This window comes from uncultured Mobiluncus sp. (assembly GCF_963511525.1).
In the GTDB taxonomy this organism is placed as follows: Bacteria; Actinomycetota; Actinomycetes; order Actinomycetales; family Actinomycetaceae; genus Mobiluncus.
Genome location: NZ_CAUPIY010000006.1, coordinates 117376 through 134407 on the forward strand (window position 1 = coordinate 117376; position 17032 = coordinate 134407).

The 17032-nt window shown below is 54.6% G+C and carries 20 protein-coding genes, 1 tRNA gene and 1 pseudogene; 9 read left to right on the plus strand and 13 right to left on the minus strand.

Features of this window, described 5'->3' with window-relative positions; all coding sequences use genetic code 11:
* Positions 1-80: 80 nt before the first annotated feature.
* The 4 genes from RQ935_RS06145 to RQ935_RS06160 all read left to right on the plus strand — a co-directional run bounded on the left by RQ935_RS06145 (position 81) and on the right by RQ935_RS06160 (position 4681).
* Entirely contained in the window at positions 81-893 is an 813-nt protein-coding gene (locus RQ935_RS06145; protein WP_311497614.1) for a hypothetical protein, read from the plus strand.
* A 219-nt stretch (positions 894-1112) separates the two neighbouring features.
* Positions 1113-2183, plus strand: a complete 1071-nt coding sequence (locus RQ935_RS06150; RefSeq protein ID WP_311497615.1) for an alpha/beta fold hydrolase — start codon at positions 1113-1115, stop codon at positions 2181-2183.
* A 72-nt stretch (positions 2184-2255) separates the two neighbouring features.
* Complete coding sequence (locus RQ935_RS06155; RefSeq protein WP_311497616.1) at positions 2256-3695, plus strand: MFS transporter; 1440 nt, start codon at positions 2256-2258, stop codon at positions 3693-3695.
* A gap of 53 nt (positions 3696-3748) precedes the next feature.
* Complete coding sequence (locus tag RQ935_RS06160) at positions 3749-4681, plus strand: SPFH domain-containing protein (protein ID WP_311497617.1); 933 nt, start codon at positions 3749-3751, stop codon at positions 4679-4681.
* Positions 4682-4737: 56 nt separating this feature from the next.
* Here RQ935_RS06160 and RQ935_RS06165 read toward each other — a convergent pair whose 3' ends face one another.
* The 8 genes and pseudogenes from RQ935_RS06165 to RQ935_RS06195 form a co-directional block, all read right to left on the minus strand.
* A complete protein-coding gene (locus RQ935_RS06165; protein WP_311497618.1) occupies positions 4738-5088 on the minus strand; it encodes a cupin domain-containing protein in 351 nt (116 codons plus the stop codon).
* Positions 5089-5095: 7 nt separating this feature from the next.
* Positions 5096-5917 carry a class I SAM-dependent methyltransferase gene (locus tag RQ935_RS06170; protein ID WP_311497619.1) on the minus strand — a complete coding sequence of 274 codons (822 nt, stop codon included), beginning with the start codon at positions 5915-5917 and terminating at the stop codon, positions 5096-5098.
* 175 nt (positions 5918-6092) lie between these two features.
* Positions 6093-6665, minus strand: coding sequence for a methylated-DNA--[protein]-cysteine S-methyltransferase (locus tag RQ935_RS06175; RefSeq protein ID WP_311497620.1), 573 nt, complete (start codon positions 6663-6665; stop codon positions 6093-6095).
* An 18-nt stretch (positions 6666-6683) separates the two neighbouring features.
* Positions 6684-6779 (minus strand): annotated as a pseudogene (locus RQ935_RS09810) (SAM-dependent methyltransferase); the annotation flags it as partial.
* Positions 6780-6860: 81 nt separating this feature from the next.
* A complete protein-coding gene (locus tag RQ935_RS06180) occupies positions 6861-7466 on the minus strand; it encodes a response regulator transcription factor (protein ID WP_311497621.1) in 606 nt (201 codons plus the stop codon).
* Positions 7463-8695 carry a sensor histidine kinase gene (locus RQ935_RS06185; RefSeq protein ID WP_311497622.1) on the minus strand — a complete coding sequence of 411 codons (1233 nt, stop codon included), beginning with the start codon at positions 8693-8695 and terminating at the stop codon, positions 7463-7465. Before RQ935_RS06185 ends, RQ935_RS06180 begins: the two co-directional genes overlap by 4 nt.
* Positions 8692-9456: an ABC transporter permease gene (locus tag RQ935_RS06190; protein ID WP_311497623.1), complete on the minus strand. Its 765-nt coding sequence runs from the start codon at positions 9454-9456 to the stop codon at positions 8692-8694. The genes RQ935_RS06185 and RQ935_RS06190 overlap by 4 nt, the downstream gene beginning before the upstream one ends.
* A 12-nt stretch (positions 9457-9468) precedes the next feature.
* A complete protein-coding gene (locus RQ935_RS06195; protein WP_311497624.1) occupies positions 9469-10380 on the minus strand; it encodes an ABC transporter ATP-binding protein in 912 nt (303 codons plus the stop codon).
* Between the two features lie 112 nt (positions 10381-10492).
* On the opposite strand from RQ935_RS06195, the gene RQ935_RS06200 reads away from it, so the two are divergent.
* The 5 genes from RQ935_RS06200 (at position 10493) to RQ935_RS06220 (ending at position 13759) form a co-directional block, all read left to right on the plus strand.
* Positions 10493-11287 carry a thiamine diphosphokinase gene (locus RQ935_RS06200; protein ID WP_311497625.1) on the plus strand — a complete coding sequence of 265 codons (795 nt, stop codon included), beginning with the start codon at positions 10493-10495 and terminating at the stop codon, positions 11285-11287.
* Positions 11288-11306: 19 nt separating this feature from the next.
* On the plus strand, positions 11307-11948 hold the full coding sequence (locus RQ935_RS06205; RefSeq protein ID WP_311497626.1) for a deoxyribonuclease: 642 nt from the start codon (positions 11307-11309) through the stop codon (positions 11946-11948).
* Positions 11945-12598 carry an HAD family phosphatase gene (locus RQ935_RS06210; RefSeq protein WP_311497627.1) on the plus strand — a complete coding sequence of 218 codons (654 nt, stop codon included), beginning with the start codon at positions 11945-11947 and terminating at the stop codon, positions 12596-12598. The genes RQ935_RS06205 and RQ935_RS06210 overlap by 4 nt, the downstream gene beginning before the upstream one ends.
* Positions 12599-12684: 86 nt before the next feature.
* The gene (locus RQ935_RS06215) at positions 12685-13497 is read left to right on the plus strand and encodes an alpha/beta hydrolase (protein ID WP_311497628.1); all 813 of its coding nucleotides are present in this window, start codon (positions 12685-12687) and stop codon (positions 13495-13497) included.
* 188 nt (positions 13498-13685) lie between these two features.
* A tRNA-Gly gene (locus RQ935_RS06220) sits at positions 13686-13759 on the plus strand.
* A 243-nt stretch (positions 13760-14002) separates the two neighbouring features.
* On the opposite strand, the gene RQ935_RS06225 is transcribed toward RQ935_RS06220, so the two are convergent.
* The 5 genes from RQ935_RS06225 to RQ935_RS06245 are packed head-to-tail and all read right to left on the minus strand — an operon-like array spanning position 14003 to position 16992.
* A complete protein-coding gene (locus tag RQ935_RS06225) occupies positions 14003-14782 on the minus strand; it encodes a hypothetical protein (protein ID WP_311497629.1) in 780 nt (259 codons plus the stop codon).
* Positions 14779-15612, minus strand: coding sequence for an ABC transporter ATP-binding protein (locus tag RQ935_RS06230; protein ID WP_311497630.1), 834 nt, complete (start codon positions 15610-15612; stop codon positions 14779-14781). The genes RQ935_RS06225 and RQ935_RS06230 overlap by 4 nt, the downstream gene beginning before the upstream one ends.
* 2 nt (positions 15613-15614) lie before the next feature.
* Entirely contained in the window at positions 15615-15941 is a 327-nt protein-coding gene (locus RQ935_RS06235) for a PLD nuclease N-terminal domain-containing protein (protein ID WP_311497631.1), read from the minus strand.
* On the minus strand, positions 15938-16633 hold the full coding sequence (locus RQ935_RS06240; protein WP_311497632.1) for a DUF5808 domain-containing protein: 696 nt from the start codon (positions 16631-16633) through the stop codon (positions 15938-15940). The genes RQ935_RS06235 and RQ935_RS06240 overlap by 4 nt, the downstream gene beginning before the upstream one ends.
* Positions 16633-16992, minus strand: coding sequence for a PadR family transcriptional regulator (locus RQ935_RS06245; protein WP_311497633.1), 360 nt, complete (start codon positions 16990-16992; stop codon positions 16633-16635). Before RQ935_RS06245 ends, RQ935_RS06240 begins: the two co-directional genes overlap by 1 nt.
* Positions 16993-17032: the final 40 nt, after the last annotated feature.

Below are 17032 nucleotides of genomic sequence, written 5' to 3' on the forward strand. Positions count from 1 at the left end.
CGTTTTTAGTTATGCTTGAAACTAGGTTAACCGCAGAAAAACGTAAGGAATGCAGGTAAAGCTAGCGAAAGGAGAACGGCGTGGGGTTGTTTTCTAAGGGCAGACCTGATACCAGCGGTCCGGTTCGTCCCTATGTTAAAAGTTTTGCCGGGTGGGAAGCGCCGTCTACGTTTGCCACCGTCGAGGACTCGCTGGAGTTACAAGACGATTTCGCGGCACTGTTTGCCGGATATAACGTGGACGATATTAACGGCGCCGAATTTGACGATTGGGCTTACCTAGTGCGTGACCGGAACAATCCTGATGATTATGCGGCGGTCTGCGTTTGGGTGCAAGGCCACTTTGTAGGCTATTTGGATCATGCTACCGCCGGCAAATACGTGGTGGAGCTCAATGGTTTGGATTCCCAAGAACTCAATCTGGTGGTGCCTTGCCACCTGTGGGCCCAGCGCACCAAGTCGCGGTTGGCAAACCGGGTGACCTTGAGCTTACCTCCCGTAGGTGGGGTGGGTCCGGTCAATATGTTCCCGAAAAAAGCTTTCACGATTTTGCCCCCGGGGGATGAAATCCCCTTGGAGGACTACGATGAACACATCGGTCCGCTGCATCCCTATATCTCCACCGGCAAGACGGTGCCGGTGGCTCTGTGGATGCAAGAGGACAAAGGCGGTCTGGGGGCTTATCTCGACAAGAAAACGTATATCGGACGAGTCCCCGCCCACGCTGCCGAGCTGATTGTGCCGCTGGTGCGAACAGCGGTGGCTCATAAACTGATCCCGATTGCTCGCGGTATGTTGACCGGTTCAAACATTCGCAACGACCTGACCATCGTCACGGGGGACACCCATACGGTCGGTTCCCATTGGAAACCCACTCATGACGGCGGAAAGTGAGTGCGTGAGGGGTTTGCAGAAGCGCGAACCTGCCCAGCCGTGCTTTTGAATCCGTCCTGACTAGGAAAAATAACCTCTGTTTGTCAGGAACAAAGAGTTGTTTTTCTTTCAGGTTCCTTTTAGGATTTATTCAAGGAACTGGCAGAGTGGGCTCGGCGGGAAAACCGCCTCGGCACGAAAAACAGCCCCTGTAAACTTGTGACAATCAAAACTGAGAAGGTGACAGAGTTGAAGAAGCAAACTCGAATCGCGGCGGCAGCTGGGGCAGCATTTCTAGGGTTGGGTCTGAGCGCCAGTGCGGCGCTGGCTCTTCCGGCTCCTGCGGAACCCAATGCTGAAAATATCGGCGGCATTGAAGCCCCGAGTTCTCCGGGAGGAATCCCCGCCAACGGTTACGGTCCTGATTACCACACGGCGATGGTGGGTTTGAGCCAGGCGGCTTTGCATCCGGGGATGACGCCTTTGGGTGCTAATGATTTCAACTGCAAGCCAGCCCCAGGCACTGAACCGGTCGTTTTAATTCCGGGTACCGGCAACGATGCTTTCGGAGCGTGGTCCTATATGTCCCCGCGCCTGAAACAGGCCGGTTACTGCGTATTTACGTTTAACTACAACCCTTCGACCTCAAAGAACGCTAAGGGTGAAACCGTCATCAACGACTCAAAAGCCTTCAGCGGAGACATCAAGCAAAGCGCGGCGTTTATGGCCGGTTTTGTGGATCGGGTTTTGGCGGCTACCGGCGCCACAAAGGTTGATTTGGTGGGCCATTCTCAAGGCGGTGGGGCGCTGCCGCGGGCTTACATCAAGTGGTACGGCGGGGACCAGAAAGTCGACCAGCTCATTGGCCTGACCCCGAACAACCACGGCACGACCTTAGGAGGAATGCTGCACCTGGTCAACCGGCTGCGCCAGGAAATCCCGAGCCTTGACGACAAAGTGTTTCACAGCTCTAACCAGACCGGTTTAATGCAGCAGCTGGTCGGTTCGGAGTTCTTTAACCAGCTCAATGAGGGTATCGAGGTCTATCCGAACATTGACTACACCGTGATTACCACCAAGTTAGACACGGTCGTCACCCCCTATACCAGCGAATTCCTGGAAGGCAGCAACGTAAATAACGTGGTGCTCCAAGACGTGTGCCCGGCGGATGCACACCGACACCAAAACATGACCTACAGTGATGTGGCGCTGCAGCTGGTGCTGAAAGAGCTGCAAGAGGATCGTTTGTCCTGGCAGATTCCGGTGAAATGCCACCGCTACCAGCCTTACTTGAAGGCCTCTGATCTGTAATCTGGGGAGACTGAATAATTTTTGCCAACTCCCTGTCGGGGCCTTAACCTAGGGTTCCGGCAGGGAGATTTTTTGATTGATGAGGGAGTGAGTAAATCCGTGGACGGCGTGGAAGCTTCGGGACGCAACCAGAAAGCATCTGAGGACAAGGGAAATAACTATCTCAGCGGTTACTTAGCGGCCTGGTTTAAAATCATCGCTACCGGGATGATTACCCTGGTTGCTTTTGAAGCTATCGCGGTAAACACGGCCATGCCTTTCATCGTGGATCGCCTGGACGGCAAAAATTTGTTTGCGCTGGCGGCCGGAATCTCCATGTCCACCCAGTTAATCACCACCGCCCTGGCCGGAGCTTGGGTCGATACCAGAGGCCCGAAACCGGTAATTTACACGGGTATCGTGGCTTTCACCGGGGGACTGCTGGTGGCGAGTTTCGCCCCCAACATCTGGTTTGTCGTGGTGGGACGCGCGATTCAGGGCCTCGGCGGAGGTTTGTTGATTGTGCCTCTCTACGTGATGGTGGGCTCCTACGTCTTACCGCACAAGCAGCCGGCTTTTTTTGCGGTCTTTGCCATCGCCTGGGTGGTGCCTTCCCTGGTCGGCCCGCTGGTGGCGGGGTTCCTGGTGGATTATGTGCATTGGCGTTTTGTTTTCGGAATCTGCCCAATCATGTTTCTGGTGTTCTTTCCAGTGTTGTGGCCAAAATTTCGCCAATTTCCTCCGCTGCATGACCCGGTGCCGTTTCGTCCCTCTCCCAGTCTGCTTTGGGGTTCCATCTTTAGCGGCATCTTGATTGGTGCCCTGCAAGTTATCTCCGGGGTGGAACGTGAAACGGTCTCTCCGCTGCTCATCATTTCCGCTCTCATCCTGACCTTGGCGCTGTTCTTTGCGGCTCGCCCCATTCTGCCTCCCGGCACTTTCCTAGCGGTGCGTGGCGTCCCCGCCACCGTGGCGATGCGCGGACTGTTGAACGGCACTTTCGTCACCGTAGACCTCTACCTGCCCCTGCTGCTGAAAGAAATTCACGGTTGGGGACCGACCATGGCCGGCCTATCAATGACGGTTTCGTCAACAACCTGGGCATTAAGCTCATGGATTCAGGGCCGGATTGTGGATCCGGCGCACCGCCGCTGGCTGATCATCATCGGTCCCATCATCCAAATTTCGGGCACCCTGGTGGTGCTCCTGGCGGTCGTGCCCGGTTTCAGCCCCTGGTTTGTGCTGGTGGGATGGGCCATCGCCGGTTCGGGTCAAGGCCTGATTTTCCCGCTGGCCACTGTCCACGCCCTCTCCTTGACCCCGCCCCAACGCCACGGTGAGGTTTCCGCAGCTCTGAACGTAGCCGACACCCTCGCCGCTGCCGCTCTGGTGGCTTACGGGGGAATCACCTACGCCATGACCCTCTTTCTGGGACCCTGGGCATTCGCTGCCACAATCGGTTTGATGGTGGTGATGATGTTCGTCCAATTCTGGGTCGGTACCAGGATTTTCGAGTTTCCCTCACGCAAGTGAGACGCTAAAGTTGGTTGTAAGGTTAGGTTTTTGTTGTTTGAAAGGGTTTGAAAATGGAATCATTTTTGGCTTTTGTCGGGGGTCTCTTTGGGATGTCGATTATCGCCCTCATTATCTTGGTGTTGCTCATCATGGGCGGGATGTTCTTTGTGGTGAAGCAACAGACGAACTACGTGATTGAGCGTTTCGGCAAGTTTCACAAGGTCGCTCTGCCCGGTTTGCGGGTAAAGATTCCGTTCGTGGATCAGATTGCGAAAAAGGTTCCGCTGCGTATCATGCAGCTCGATTCCGTGGTCGAGACCAAGACCAAGGACAACGTGTTCGTAACCATCCCGGTTTCGGTGCAGTATCAAGTCCAAAACGTGGTTGATTCCTACTATCGTTTGGCCAATCCAGAACGTCAGATTCAGTCCTACGTCTATGACCGGGTGCGTACCTCCCTGGCCAAACTGGACTTGGATGAGGCGTTTTCTTCAAAAGACCAAATTGCCCAAGACGTCGAGACGACCTTGGCTACGGCTATGAACGCCTATGGTTTCGCCATCATCAACACACTGGTGACAGACATCAACCCGGATCCAACGGTGCGCGCGTCCATGAACTCAATCAACGCCGCCCAGCGGGAACGTGAGGCAGCGGTGAGCCTGGCTGAGGCCGAGAAAATCAAGATTGTGAAACAGGCTGAGGCCGACGCGGAATACAAGCGCCTGCAAGGTGAAGGTATCGCCGCTCAGCGCAAGGCTATCGTGGACGGTCTGGTCAGCCAGTATGAATCCCTGCGCGACGCCGGGATTGGTTCAGAAGCCCAAGAGATGCTGCTGTTGACCCAGTACTTCGACACGTTGCAGGAAGTCGCGAAAGCCTCTAACACCCAGACGCTGATGCTGCCGTCCAACCCCGGTGGGGTCAATAACGCGATGGAGGAGCTGCGCAACTCGCTGTTCACGGCCACTCGTGCCGCGGATCAACAGCAAACGGCGCAATAGTGACGCTGTAGTTTCTTGATTTTAGTGCCTTCGTATCGCCGGATACCTAAAGGGTGCTATTTACCTTGCTCGATGAGCATGTAGAGAACCATTTTTGCAGGAGTCAACGCTTTAACTGCGTGTGGTAAACGGGTAGAAAAGTGCACCATCCCGCCGGGAAGCAGTTTCACAGTTTTGCCGTCGGCGGTGATTTCAATTTCCCCTTCCAAGGTTTGCACAATTACCGGCATAGCAGCGGTGTGCTCTGATAGTTCTTCACCGCTGTCGAAGGAAAATAGCACAACATTGACCCCTTCTGCACGCATTAGGGTTTTAGAAACGGTAGAGTTCGGGGAATACTCAATTCGTTCCGCAAGTTTATCTATATATCCTAGACCGGCAGTAACCAATTCTTCTTTTGAATCCATATTTGAATCACCTCTGACCTTCATTATCATTACTGGGTTTACGCGCTATTATAGCAATTCCGGTTAGATTCTTACGGTAGTGCTTAAACGTGGCGCGCATTTCTAAAATTCTCGCCCGTAACTCTCGATCGCGTAGAACATTACCGAGAATCCGTAGCACTCCCTTGAGACCTTCATCAGCTAGGTTACGCCGTGGCGACAGCAAAGCCATGGGTTCAAAACCGACCCATTCAATAATGAAACCAGAATTTTCCAGTACCTTGCGCCATTCATTTTCAGTGAGGGGGCGAGCGTTCACGCGAATAACTTGTGCAAGACGCTTACGTAATTCATCAGCTAACTGCATGTCTATATCGTTAGGGGTTAACCCGAGTTCGTGAATCACGTAGCATCCGCCTGGTTCTAGTATCCGGTATGCTTCTGAAACAATTTTTTCTTTGTTTTTCTCGCTTTGCATGGTGAGCATCGCCTCGCCCACCACCACCTGAGCCGATTGCGACTCTAAACCGGTATCCTGGGCGTCTGCCTGTACCACTCTGCCGCCGCTGTCTGCAACGATGTTTCGCACCCGCTGGGCTGCGTCCGGGTCTTGATCTACCCCCGTATAAGACTCGACCTGCGCTTCGATAATAATTTTGGCTGTTTTACCTAATCCGGGCGCGAACTCTACGACTTTCTTTCCCGGTATATCAGCTGCTTGGAGCATCCGGTTAGTAAGTTTGAGTCCTCCGGGACGTAGCACCCGTTTTCCGGCACGTGCTAATACCCAATGTCCGGCTGCGATTTTAGTTGCGCGGGTGCTTTGTGGAAGATTGCAGTCATCATTCATGTTCCCAGTCTATCAGAATAAGCTTAGGTAAGCCTTACCTATCCTAGATAGTCTGGGTGCTCCGAGGCACAGGCGGTGTGTTTAGAGCCATCCGAGTTCACGGGCTTTTCGAGCTGCACCCGCCGGCGTGCCGAGACCTCTGCGGAAGTGGTCATCTGGGAAACCGCCAAGGTTTTTAGCGTCCGTGCTGTCTCTCCCAGTCCAAAAGCCATTGTTTAATCTCAATCCCGGGCCCGTATCCTCCCAGACCACGAGCCGCCACGACTCGGTGGCACGGTACGATGATTACCACTGGGTTGCTATGCATAGCCTGGCCTACAGCACGCGCCGCGCCAGGACTGCCAGCCTCCACCGCCAACTGAGAATAGGTGCGGGTTTGACCGTAGGAAATAGCGGCGCAGGTCTGCCAGATACGACGGCGAAACTCACTGCCGGACAGGTCGAGCGGAATCCTGAAGCTGCGGCGGGTGCCGGCAAAGTATTCCTCAAGCTGGCTTCTTGTCAGATTGCAAAGATTGCGAGCAGCAGTTGGCATCCGGGGAATAGGGCATTCAGTCGCGTTGCGTCCGTTAAGTTCAGGCGCCTGATGTGCGGTATTTGTATGGAGACTATCGCCTGGAGCGTGCGTTTTAGTCGGATTTTCACCTAACACACACCGCGTCAACCCCTGCTCGCTGGCCGCCAGATACATCCAACCCAAGGGAGTGGACAGAGGACGGCAGTCCCAGTATTCACGGCGCTGCGGCATGCCCTCAGTCTACATTGTCCGCAGCACCCGTTTTCCGGCACGCGCTAGTACCCAATGTCCGGCTGCGATTTTAGTTGCGCGGGTGCTTTGTGGGAGATTGCAGTCATCATTCATGTTCCCAGTCTATCAGAATAAGATTAGGTAAGCCTTACCTATCCTAGATAGTCTGGGTGCTTCGACGCACAGGCGGTGTGTTTAGAGCCATCCTAGTTCGCGCGCTTTTCTAGCTGCGCCCGCCGAAGTGTCCGTGTGAGTTTTGCTGATTGCACTCGAGAGGTAGTTGCGTACCGTGCCAGGTGAGAGGTACACCCGAGCCGCGATCTCTTGGACTTTCAAGCCCTGTTCGGCGATTTTCAGGACTTCCATCTCGCGTTCTGTCAAGGGATTATCGCCCTCGAAAAGGGATTCGGTGGCCAGTTTTTCGTCCACAGCGGTGCCTCCGGCGGCAATAGTTCGTACTGCGGCGGCGAGTTCTTCGGCGGGAGTTTCCTTGACCATAAAGCCTTTGGCACCGGCGCTCAAGGCGCGTTTCAAGTATCCGGGACGTCCAAAAGTCGTCAATATCAGCGTCTTGGTGTCGGCGGCAGTCTCGGTGATGGCTTTGGTGGCGGCGATTCCGTCAAGGTCGGGCATCTCGATGTCCACCACCGCAACCTGGGGGTGGTGGGTTTGGACGGCATCGAGGAGCTCGCGACCATTGCTGGCCTGGGCGACTACCTCAATGTCGCCTTCGAGTTCCAGCAGTGCCGCAATCGCTCCGCGCACTAGCGCTTGATCATCGGCCAGTACCACGCTAATCACAGCTTTACCTCCACTACGGTGCCGGTCTCAAGGGCGTTTTGCCGTTCGTTAGCGGCGCTTGCGGTGCCCGTGGTGCTTGCGGTGCTTGCGACCCCACGTTTCCCTACTATACTGAGGGTTCCCCCGACCTGTTCCACGCGAGCCTTGAGTCCCTCCAGGCCGTGTCCGGCAGCATCGGGGGGAATCCCCACTCCATTATCGGTGATAGTCAGGCTGCTCCGGTCTAACTTGATAGTGGCTCGGCGAGCCGCCGAGTGACGAATGATGTTGGTGGTGGCCTCCCTAATCACCCAAGCGAAAACTGCTTGGTTCACGGCGGGGATGGAGTCGAGGTCTTTCCAGGCGCTGCCCTCCCGTTGCAAGTCGATACCGGCACTCTCCAATGCCTGAGACGCGGCGGTGATTTCTTCTGACAAACTCTGTACTTTGAGCCCCGCCACAGTTTGTCTAACCTCCTCGATTGATTCCCGCGCCAAGTGGGTAATCTCGCGCAGTTCCGCGTGGGCACGCCCAGGGTCGCGTTCCAGCAGTTTTCCGGCTAGTTCGGACTTGAGGGCAATGACCGTAAGGGTGTGACCCAGGACATCGTGTACGTCCCTGGCTACACGTTCGCGTTCTTCCAAAATCGCTCGTGTCCCAGCTTGGCGCTGGCTTTCAATACTGGAACCGATAAAGAAAGTTATTCCCGCCACGAACATAAACACGGCTGAGGTGGTGATGGCGAGGCCAAAGTATTCTTGACCATTCGGTACAAAACTGGGGATGAGGAAGGAGGTTAAAACCGTCAAGGCTCCGGCAATATAGCCAACCGTTTGTGGCAGGGTGAAAGGCGCGGCAGCAGCGATAAACGGCAGGAAAGCCAAGGAGTTCAGCGGTCCTAACACTGCCACCTGTAGCAATGTAGTCAGCACAAGTACCGCAAAGGCTACGGCGTCGCTCTTGCGTAGGCGGTGCCGACCGTCGAAGTAGCGGAAGTTACGCTCTCCCATGATTGGTTTGCGCCACGAGAGTGAAAAAGCAGCTACGTAAGCCAGAGCGAATGCGGTGGTCAATATCAGGGAAATTATCTTTTGCCCCAGGGGTAAGGTCAGTGCCTGACTAATCGGAAAGTACAGAAACCCCAGCCACACGTGGCTCATGATGATGCTTACGATAACGTAGGACTTTGAGGGCGGCATGCTGAAACTGTGGTCTTTCGCCGTGAAGTCGGAGGTGGATTGCGTGCTCATACGCGCCTCCGTGAACGTTGATAGCCCCATATTGCCAGGAGAGCAAAAATCAAGATCCACACTACAAAGTTCACGATGCCAATTCCTAGGTTTTCGGTGTATAGCTTTCCGTCCATCGTAATCTGATTTCCGTTAGTGGCGGCGTATCTTGCGAGGATTCCGTAACCGTAGCCTGGCATGAATTTCGCGAAATCCAGCAGCCATCCGCCCAGGGGCATAAACAGATTCGCGCCGAAACCAAATAGGGTGGTCAGACCCGAGGCGATAGAGACGGCCGTATCAGAATGCAGCAGCAGCCCGAAAGCCAGACCGTAGAGGGTGAAAGTGAGCGACCCACCCAGAATCACCAAGACAGAGATAACCCAAGCAGAGGGCTCCGCTTTGGCTTGAGTCAGACCACCCAACAGGAAGATGACCGCCACGGGCAAAGCCGCCAGCAGCGCTCCCAAGGCGATTTTGGTACCCAGGTACCTCCCGTTACTCAGGGGAGTCAGTGCGATTTGGCGTCCCCAGCCTTGGATCTTTTCCACGGAGGTGCCAGCGGCAAAACTGGCGGTGGAGATAATGGCTCCGTAGGCGGCGATATTGACCATAATGACCCAGGCCCAATTGGCAGTCGTGTCGGCGACCATTTCCTTGGCATAGGTCGCGGCGACTCCAAAAATCAGGTAAATCACTGCCGGAAGTCCGATGACGAACATGGGTACTTCGGGTGAGCGCAGGATTCGCTTTAAATCCAGAGCAAATATTTTCGTGTTCATGATGAGGTTTCCTTAGTTGCTGGTCAGGGTAAAGAAAGTGTCCTCCATAGAGGGAGGGACGATTTCCAAGTGGCTCACACCGGGTTGAGAAAGAATGAAACGTGCGAAATCATCCGATTTCTGTACCAAAAGGTACATTCTGTCGTCTTTGATTTCCACAGATTCTTGGGGCCAGTGTTCCTGTATCTGAGCGGCAAGCGCGTTGAGGTGCGAGGGGTCAACCTGGAAAGACACGTTGCGCGTTCGCTGGGCAGTAATTTCCGTCGGGCTGGCGTCCGCGATGATTTTTCCGTGATTCATCACCACGATGCGGTCGGCATAATCCGCGGCCTCCTGCAGGTAGTGGGTGGCAAAGACAATGGTTTTGCCGTTTTGTGCCTGACGGTGCATCACTTCCCAAAAGTCGTGGCGCGCGTTGGCGTCCATCCCCGCGGTCGGTTCGTCGAGTATCAATAAATCCGGGTTAGGCAACAGGGCCAGCGCGAATTTAATCCGCTGTTGTTCCCCGCCGGAGCATTTCCCGATTTTACGTTTGCGAATCGGCTCCAGGTTTGCTGCGCGTATCACCCGCTCGCGGTTTTCCGGGGTATCAACATCGTGGCCGTAAGCTGCGGCAATCCAGCGGACAACTTCGGAGACATACATATCTTTGAGCAGGCCCCCAGTTTGCAGGACAGCGGCAATCTGACCGCGGGAAATAGCGGTTTTCGGGTTTACGCCCAAAACCCGCACCTGTCCGGAGGTCGGTGCGCTGAGCCCCAAAACCATATCCAGGGTGGTGGTTTTCCCCGCGCCGTTCGGCCCCAGCAGGGCCATAACTGTACCAGTCGGTACATTAAGTTCGATGCCGTCCACCGCGTGGACTTTCCCAAAGTGCTTATGCAAATGAGTGAGCTGCAGGGCAGCTGTAGTGGTTGTGTTCATGTATCTAAGTCTTGCGCCCCGGCGTTTGGGCCGGTAGTGTGCGCAATCACAAAAAATGGGTGACATCTGTCATATTTTCCGGGCTTCGCGGGAGCCAGATTAGAATGACTCCATGACCAAGATGTGCGAAAACCACGACGATTCGGCGAAAAATGGCGCTGTGTCAGCTGACTCGCGTTGTTTGGTGGTGGTCGGAGGGGTGCAAGGACTGCGTGCGCTGTGCGCTGACGACTGGGATTTCTCGGTCTACGAGTTGGTAATTTGTGGCGATTCGGGGCAAGACGTGGCGCGTGCTTTGGGGATTGTCCCCGACGTCTACATCGGCGACTTCGATTCTTCGCCCCGTCCGGCAGGTCAGGCCGAGTTCGCAGACGGGCGCACCCGCTCCCCGGAAGTCTTGGCGGCAGTACCCCTCGCCCCTCCTAGCCAAGCTATTCCCGGCGATGAGGTGGAAGTGATAATTCTGCCTGCGGCCAAGGAAGTAACGGATTCTGAAGCGGCGGTCGATCTGGCGTATTCTCGCGGCTACCGGCACATAGATGTCATTGGAGGTTTGGGGGGACGCTTGGACCACACCTTGGGAAACCTCGGCATTTTGGCGAAGTTCGCCCACACTCCCGCCCGGCTGCGCTGGATAGACGGCTACAACATGGTGTCCCTGGTGGGTCCGGGAACCCATACGGTGCCCCGCAACGACTACCACTATTTCGGCTTGATTCCTTTTGACGGCGATGTTGAGGGTCTCACCCTGACAGGGACGCGCTACCTGGTCGAGGACTTTACCCTGGTTCGCGGCTCAACACGTGGGGTTTCCAACGAAATCACCGGACAGTTCGCCACCGTTTCTTTCACCAGCGGCAGACTGCTGATGGTTTCGTCACGAGACTTGCAGGTTTCGGGTCAATAGTCTCTCCGGGCGGTTCTTCATGACAAGCACGGTAGGGCGAGTTTCGGGTTTTCGCGAGCTGTTCGAGATTTTGCAACGCAATGTGAGAGATGCGGGAAAGTGGTGGCCGGCGGAAACAAAGTTCGAGATCCTGGTGGGCAGCGTGCTTACCCAAAACACGACCTGGACCAGCGTGGAAAAGTCCCTAGAGAACCTGCGGAAGAAAGGACTGCTTGACCCCTTGCGGCTGGCGGGGATGGAATCGTGCGAACTGGAGAAACTCATTCGACCCAGCGGCTTCATGCGCGCGAAAGCGAGATACCTGAAAAACTTGACCGATTGGTACATAAAAACCGATGCCCGGGCTGGTGAGATGGACACCCCAACGCTGCGCAACTCCCTTTTGCGAGTTCCAGGAGTGGGTGAGGAAACGGCCGATGACATCCTACTTTATGCCTATGACCGCCCGGTTTTTATTTTCGATGCCTATGCGCGCCGATTGCTGGCGGCGGCTGGTTTGGGCGAGTTTCGGACCTATCGGCAAGCGCGTCAGGCCCGCGATGCGGCGTGGCGGGTAGAGACATTTACGGTGGCGGAACTGGCGTTATTTCACGGTTTAGTGGTGCAGGCCGGAAAGGATGCGCGCCGGGACGGAAGTTGGGAAGGTATCCTGAGGGCATGATTAAAGGCGCGATTTTCGATTGTGACGGGACGCTGCTCGACACTATGCCGCTGTGGCGGGAGGCAGCCGGAAAATACTTGACGACCTTGGGGATTGAGGTTGATAAGGACTTGGGTGCGCAATTTTTTGAGATGACTTTGCCCGAGTCGGCGCGCTTGGTACACCAGCGCTTCGGGTTGGACGTAACGGTTAGCGAGGTCGTGAACGGTATCAAAGATGCGGTCTATACCGGCTATCTCGAGGAGGTGCAGCTCAAGCCCGGTGCCAAGGGTTTCCTGGAGGCGCTGGCTGAGGCGGGGGTGCCGATGACGGTGGTGAGTTCCGGATCCGAGGGTCTGATTCGCCCGGCTTTCCGGCGTCTGGGGATTGAGGAGATGTTTACGCAGTATTTCGCCTCTTCGGAAACGGGGATGCATAAGCGCGAGCCGACTATGTTTTTGCAGGCGGCGGGAGCGATGGGCAGCGTGCCGGAGGACGCCTGGGTATTTGAAGACGCGGTTTATGCGGTTCGGGTGGCGAACGCGGCCGGGTTCCACACGGTGGGAATCGCCGATGACGCCAGCCGGGGCGAGTCGGATGCTCTGAGTGCTGAGGCCGAGGCTTACTGGGAAGAATTTCCCGCCGCTATCCCTGACTTCATGCTCCAGTAACAACCTGGCGATGTTCCAGTCGCGATTGAGGGTTTTCGCCGACATTTTCAAAACCCATTTTGACTAAGAAGGCAGAAAGGAGCCAGATGCGTTCAGGCAGTTTCACGACCAATCTTGGGGTCATTCGCTATTGGGTGACGGATGCGCCGTTGGCTGGCAAGCCCTGGCTGGTGTTACTGCCGGGCTTGACTGCTGATCATCGACTGTTTGCGCGACAGATTAAATATTTTACCGGTCGGTACAATCTGTTTGTGTGGGATGCGCCCGCGCATTATCGCTCGCGGCCCTTCGAACTAGCGTTTGACCTTGACGATATGGCTCGCTGGCTGGGCGAAATCCTTGACGTGGAGGGTATCGAGCGGCCCGTCTTGGTGGGTCAATCCTTGGGCGGCTATATCTCGCAAGCCTTCATGGACCTGTTCCCGGGTCGGGCGGAGGGCTTCGTTTCGATTGACAGTGCTCCCCTGCAAAAGCGGTTCTATCCGGATTGGGAGCTGGCTGCCTTGAAGCGCATGGACGCAATCACCCGTTGCATCCCCTGGAATGTGTTAAAGCCTTGGGGTGCCTGGGGGACCGCCACCACTATGTACGGCCGCCACATGGTCTATCGGTTCTTGGAAACGTACGGAGAGGCGGAATATCGGCGATTGATGGTCTTTGGCTACGGCATGTTGGCTCGCGCCGTGGAAAAGGACCGTGCGTACCGAATCGACTGTCCTACTCTATTGATTTGTGGGCAGCGCGACCATGCTGGCGACGTGAAGACCTACAACCGCAAGTGGTCGCGGGCGATTGGCTGTCCGGTGCATTGGATCAGGGGGGCCGGGCACAACTCGAACACCGACCGACCCAGGGAAATCAATAGTCTCATCGAGGGCTTTGTAGGTTCCCTTCAATAGGTTCCTCTGGTTGCGTCAGCAAAACACCAAACAGAAAAAGAGCCATCGCGTAACAGTGCGGAGCTGATGAAGAAACTGCACGGTGTGCCGTTTTCGGCGCAGCACCTCAGAAATAAAACGACTCTTGTCGCCTGCGATTTTTGCACTAACAGCATGTGTGAGATACTGAGAAAGCGTTTTTGCGCCTTGCGGGCGTAGTTCATCGGTAGAACGACAGCTTCCCAAGCTGTAAAGGCGGGTTCGATTCCCGTCGCCCGCTCCACTTAGACGTCGGATTTGATAAGTACCCTTTTGCGTTAGCGAGTATCGCTTAGGGGGTGTGAAAAATCGCTTGCGTTAGCGGGTTTGGGTTTTGCGTTACCTAGTATCGTGTTTTCCCTGTTCAGGTAGGGGTTTGGGGTTTAACTCGCTAACGGATGATAGGTGGCGTTCGCTGTAGTGCTTGTGATGGTGGTTCTATTTCTATTTTTCGGTTGGATCTATTTTTCTCGCCCGTGTTTGGCTTTTAGTTAAGTTCTACTCTGTTGTATATGTAAGTGGCGGTGAAAAGTAGCGCAATGATTAGCAGTAGGCTGCTGGTGATTGGCCAGAGCCAAGGTGCCTGGAGTGTGTCTTGAGCGAGGTTGTTGATTATGGGGGCGAGGCCAAGGGGAGTTTTGTTGCCCTCCTGGATAAATATCGCTGACATTGTTATTAGTAGGTAGGCTCCGAATCCGGCCGCAAGGGGCGTGCCGATGCCTGGTTTAAAAGTGGCTGCGACCGTTTGTGTTGCGTGAATGAGAATGATTTGTAGTGCCCATACCAAACTAGCCAATATGATCGGGGCGGGATTAGCGCCTGGGAATAACAGTGATGTTCCTGCCCAAGCCAGGGTAGCGCTGAAGACGGCAAGGAATAGGGTAGATAGCCAGCTGCTGATAGCAAAGCTGATGAGGTAGTGTGAGCGCTGCACGCTACCAGGGAAAATAAAGGGAATGTCACCATTGCCGGTAAGCACACTGCAACGAAAAGAGTTCATTGCAACCAGGATTACCGTAAGAATTTGGGTAAGGTTCTTTATCCATCCCGCGTAGGCTTGCTGCCAGGAGGGTTCTGGTAGTGACTGTATTAGCGTGGTTACTTCTGATCCGGCCAGAAATCTGATGATTCGCGGCGTGTATTGGGTAAACAATCCTTGGGTGAGAGCAAGGATAACGAATACCCCACCTATAATCCATGTCCCATAGGAGCGTAGGAGCCAGACAGCTTGATAGCGCCAGATCGATCTGAAACTCGAGGTATTCACGATTTTTTACCGCCGTCCTTAGTTAGTTTGGTGAAAAGTTCATCTAAGCCGGTAAAGGTGGGGTGAATCTTTGCGGCAGAATCGAGGCTATAGATAGCCTTAGCCACGGCGGTGGCAACGTCTGAACGCACCGTGACATCAAGGGTAACGTGTTTAGTTTGCTGATTGACTAGCTCGCCTAACTGTCCTTGAGCTAGCAGGCTACCGCGATGCAAGATCCCCACGTGGGTAGAGACTTTAGCGACATCGCTGAGGATGTGGGAGGAAAATACTATCGTTACCTGCCCGGTTAACTCGCGTAGTAGCCCCAGAACATCTGCTCGCCCGATTGGGTCAAGAGCGCTGGTTGGTTCGTCTATCAGTAGTAGTTTCGGGGCGGTAACGAGTGCTGCTGCTATTCCCATCCGTTGCTTCATGCCTCTAGAAAAGGAGCCGATTCTTCCGGGGGCTTTGTCGAGGTTAACCAGATTGAGTAGTTCGTCGCTTCTTTCGGCTGCAAGGTCTGGGGAGATTCCACCAAGGCGGGCGAGAGTGATGAGTGCATCCTTGGCTTTAAGCCAGGGGCTAATCTGGGGGACATCAGTCAGGTAAGACACGCCAGGGATCGGTTTGACCGGAAGTTTGCCTCGACTAACTCCCAGCACGGTGGCGCTGCCACTACTGGCTCCGGCCAGTCCTGCGAGGATCCTCATGGTGGTGGTTTTGCCAGCCCCGTTCGCTCCCACAAACCCATAACAGGAGCCGGTAGGAACTCGAAGGTTTATGTTGTTTAGTACTTGGTGCTTACCGAAGGTTTTGGACAAATCTTTAGTACAGACTGCTAAATCCATTTTCATTCCTTCGGATACAGCTTGCTTACCACTGAACTCGCATCAACCTGGTGATGTTTGGCTGTAGCGTTCTGTTCATATTCACGCTGGACCTTAAGCTGTCTTTGTTCGTGAAAGTACATAACCAAAAAGACGATTGGCCCAATCACTTGGCCAAAGATGATAACCAAGAGCCACAATAGGCGATTTAAGCCTGCAATGTGAGTTCGCTTATCGCGCAGCAGACAAATTAAAGACCAGACCACCGCTACCAGTTGCACTCCTATAAGGATGCAAACTCCTATTAATGCTGGGGTCGGCAGATCCAACAGTTTATCTATAGGGTTCATTGCTTGTCTCCTGAATTATGTAGCCGGGTTTTTACCCTGGCTAACGCGGTTTTTACATAAGCGAGTTGGCAAGCGCCAGCAACGAGGGGCCATAAAGCAACAATGGGCACCATCGACCGGCGGGTCATTTCCTGCTTGTCGCCAGCCCGACGCATTGCTGCAAGCCAGGCTATGGACATGGCTTCAACACCCATCAGATCAGCGTGATTGGCCAAACGCACGGCATCTTCGGATTCTGGGTCATCGCGCCGAAAGATCTGTGGCGCTAGTGCTGCAACAGTCGTTAAAACCACTGGAGCTAGCGCAGCCTGCTTGCCGGTAATAAATTTTTCAGACGCTCCGCGTGTTGAGCGCTGGAGGAGAACCTGCTCCTTGCGACTAACGAGTACCGCCAAGAACGCAACCCCAATCCCACCAGCAATAGTGGTGAGCTTAATGCCTCGCTTTAGACTAGTGGGAACGTAGCTGGCCAAGTCCGGTAGAGAATCATCGGGGCGAATTAGCCCTAAACGCACACCAACAGCACCCAGATTAACGTCCCAACCCAGTCCGTATTTTCGAGGAATGAACAAGCGCGGATTCTCTGGTTCAAAACCATCCAGCGCAGCATCAGAGCGCCCCAACCACACCCCGGAGACAGGCATCCCCAAAACTCGTGCCTGCCCTTCTGCGTCCTTACCGAACCACTTCATTACCGTATTCCTTTCTGCGTTGTTCGCTTCACAGCACAATCAAGCGCCTCCCACTCGCGGCGCATCTGCAATAAGCGATTCTTCCCAGGTTTTGCGAGCTTATAAATCTTCCTCGGTGGTCCTACCGGAGACTCCTGCCAAGCTGTAACTACCAACCCTGATTTACGTAGCCGTGCAAGCAGCGGATATAACGTACCCGTAGAAATCTCCAACCCCGCTTCCTCACGAAAACGCTCTACAAGCTGCCCCCCGTAAGAAGGACGAGACGAAAGCAATCCAAGGACAACCAGTTCAACAGCGCCCTTGCGTAACTGTGACTCAGACACAACCCCCTCCTTGCTTAACCATGTTCCTTGCATAACATACTACCGCGTGTCTAAAAGTCTAGCAACTACTTTT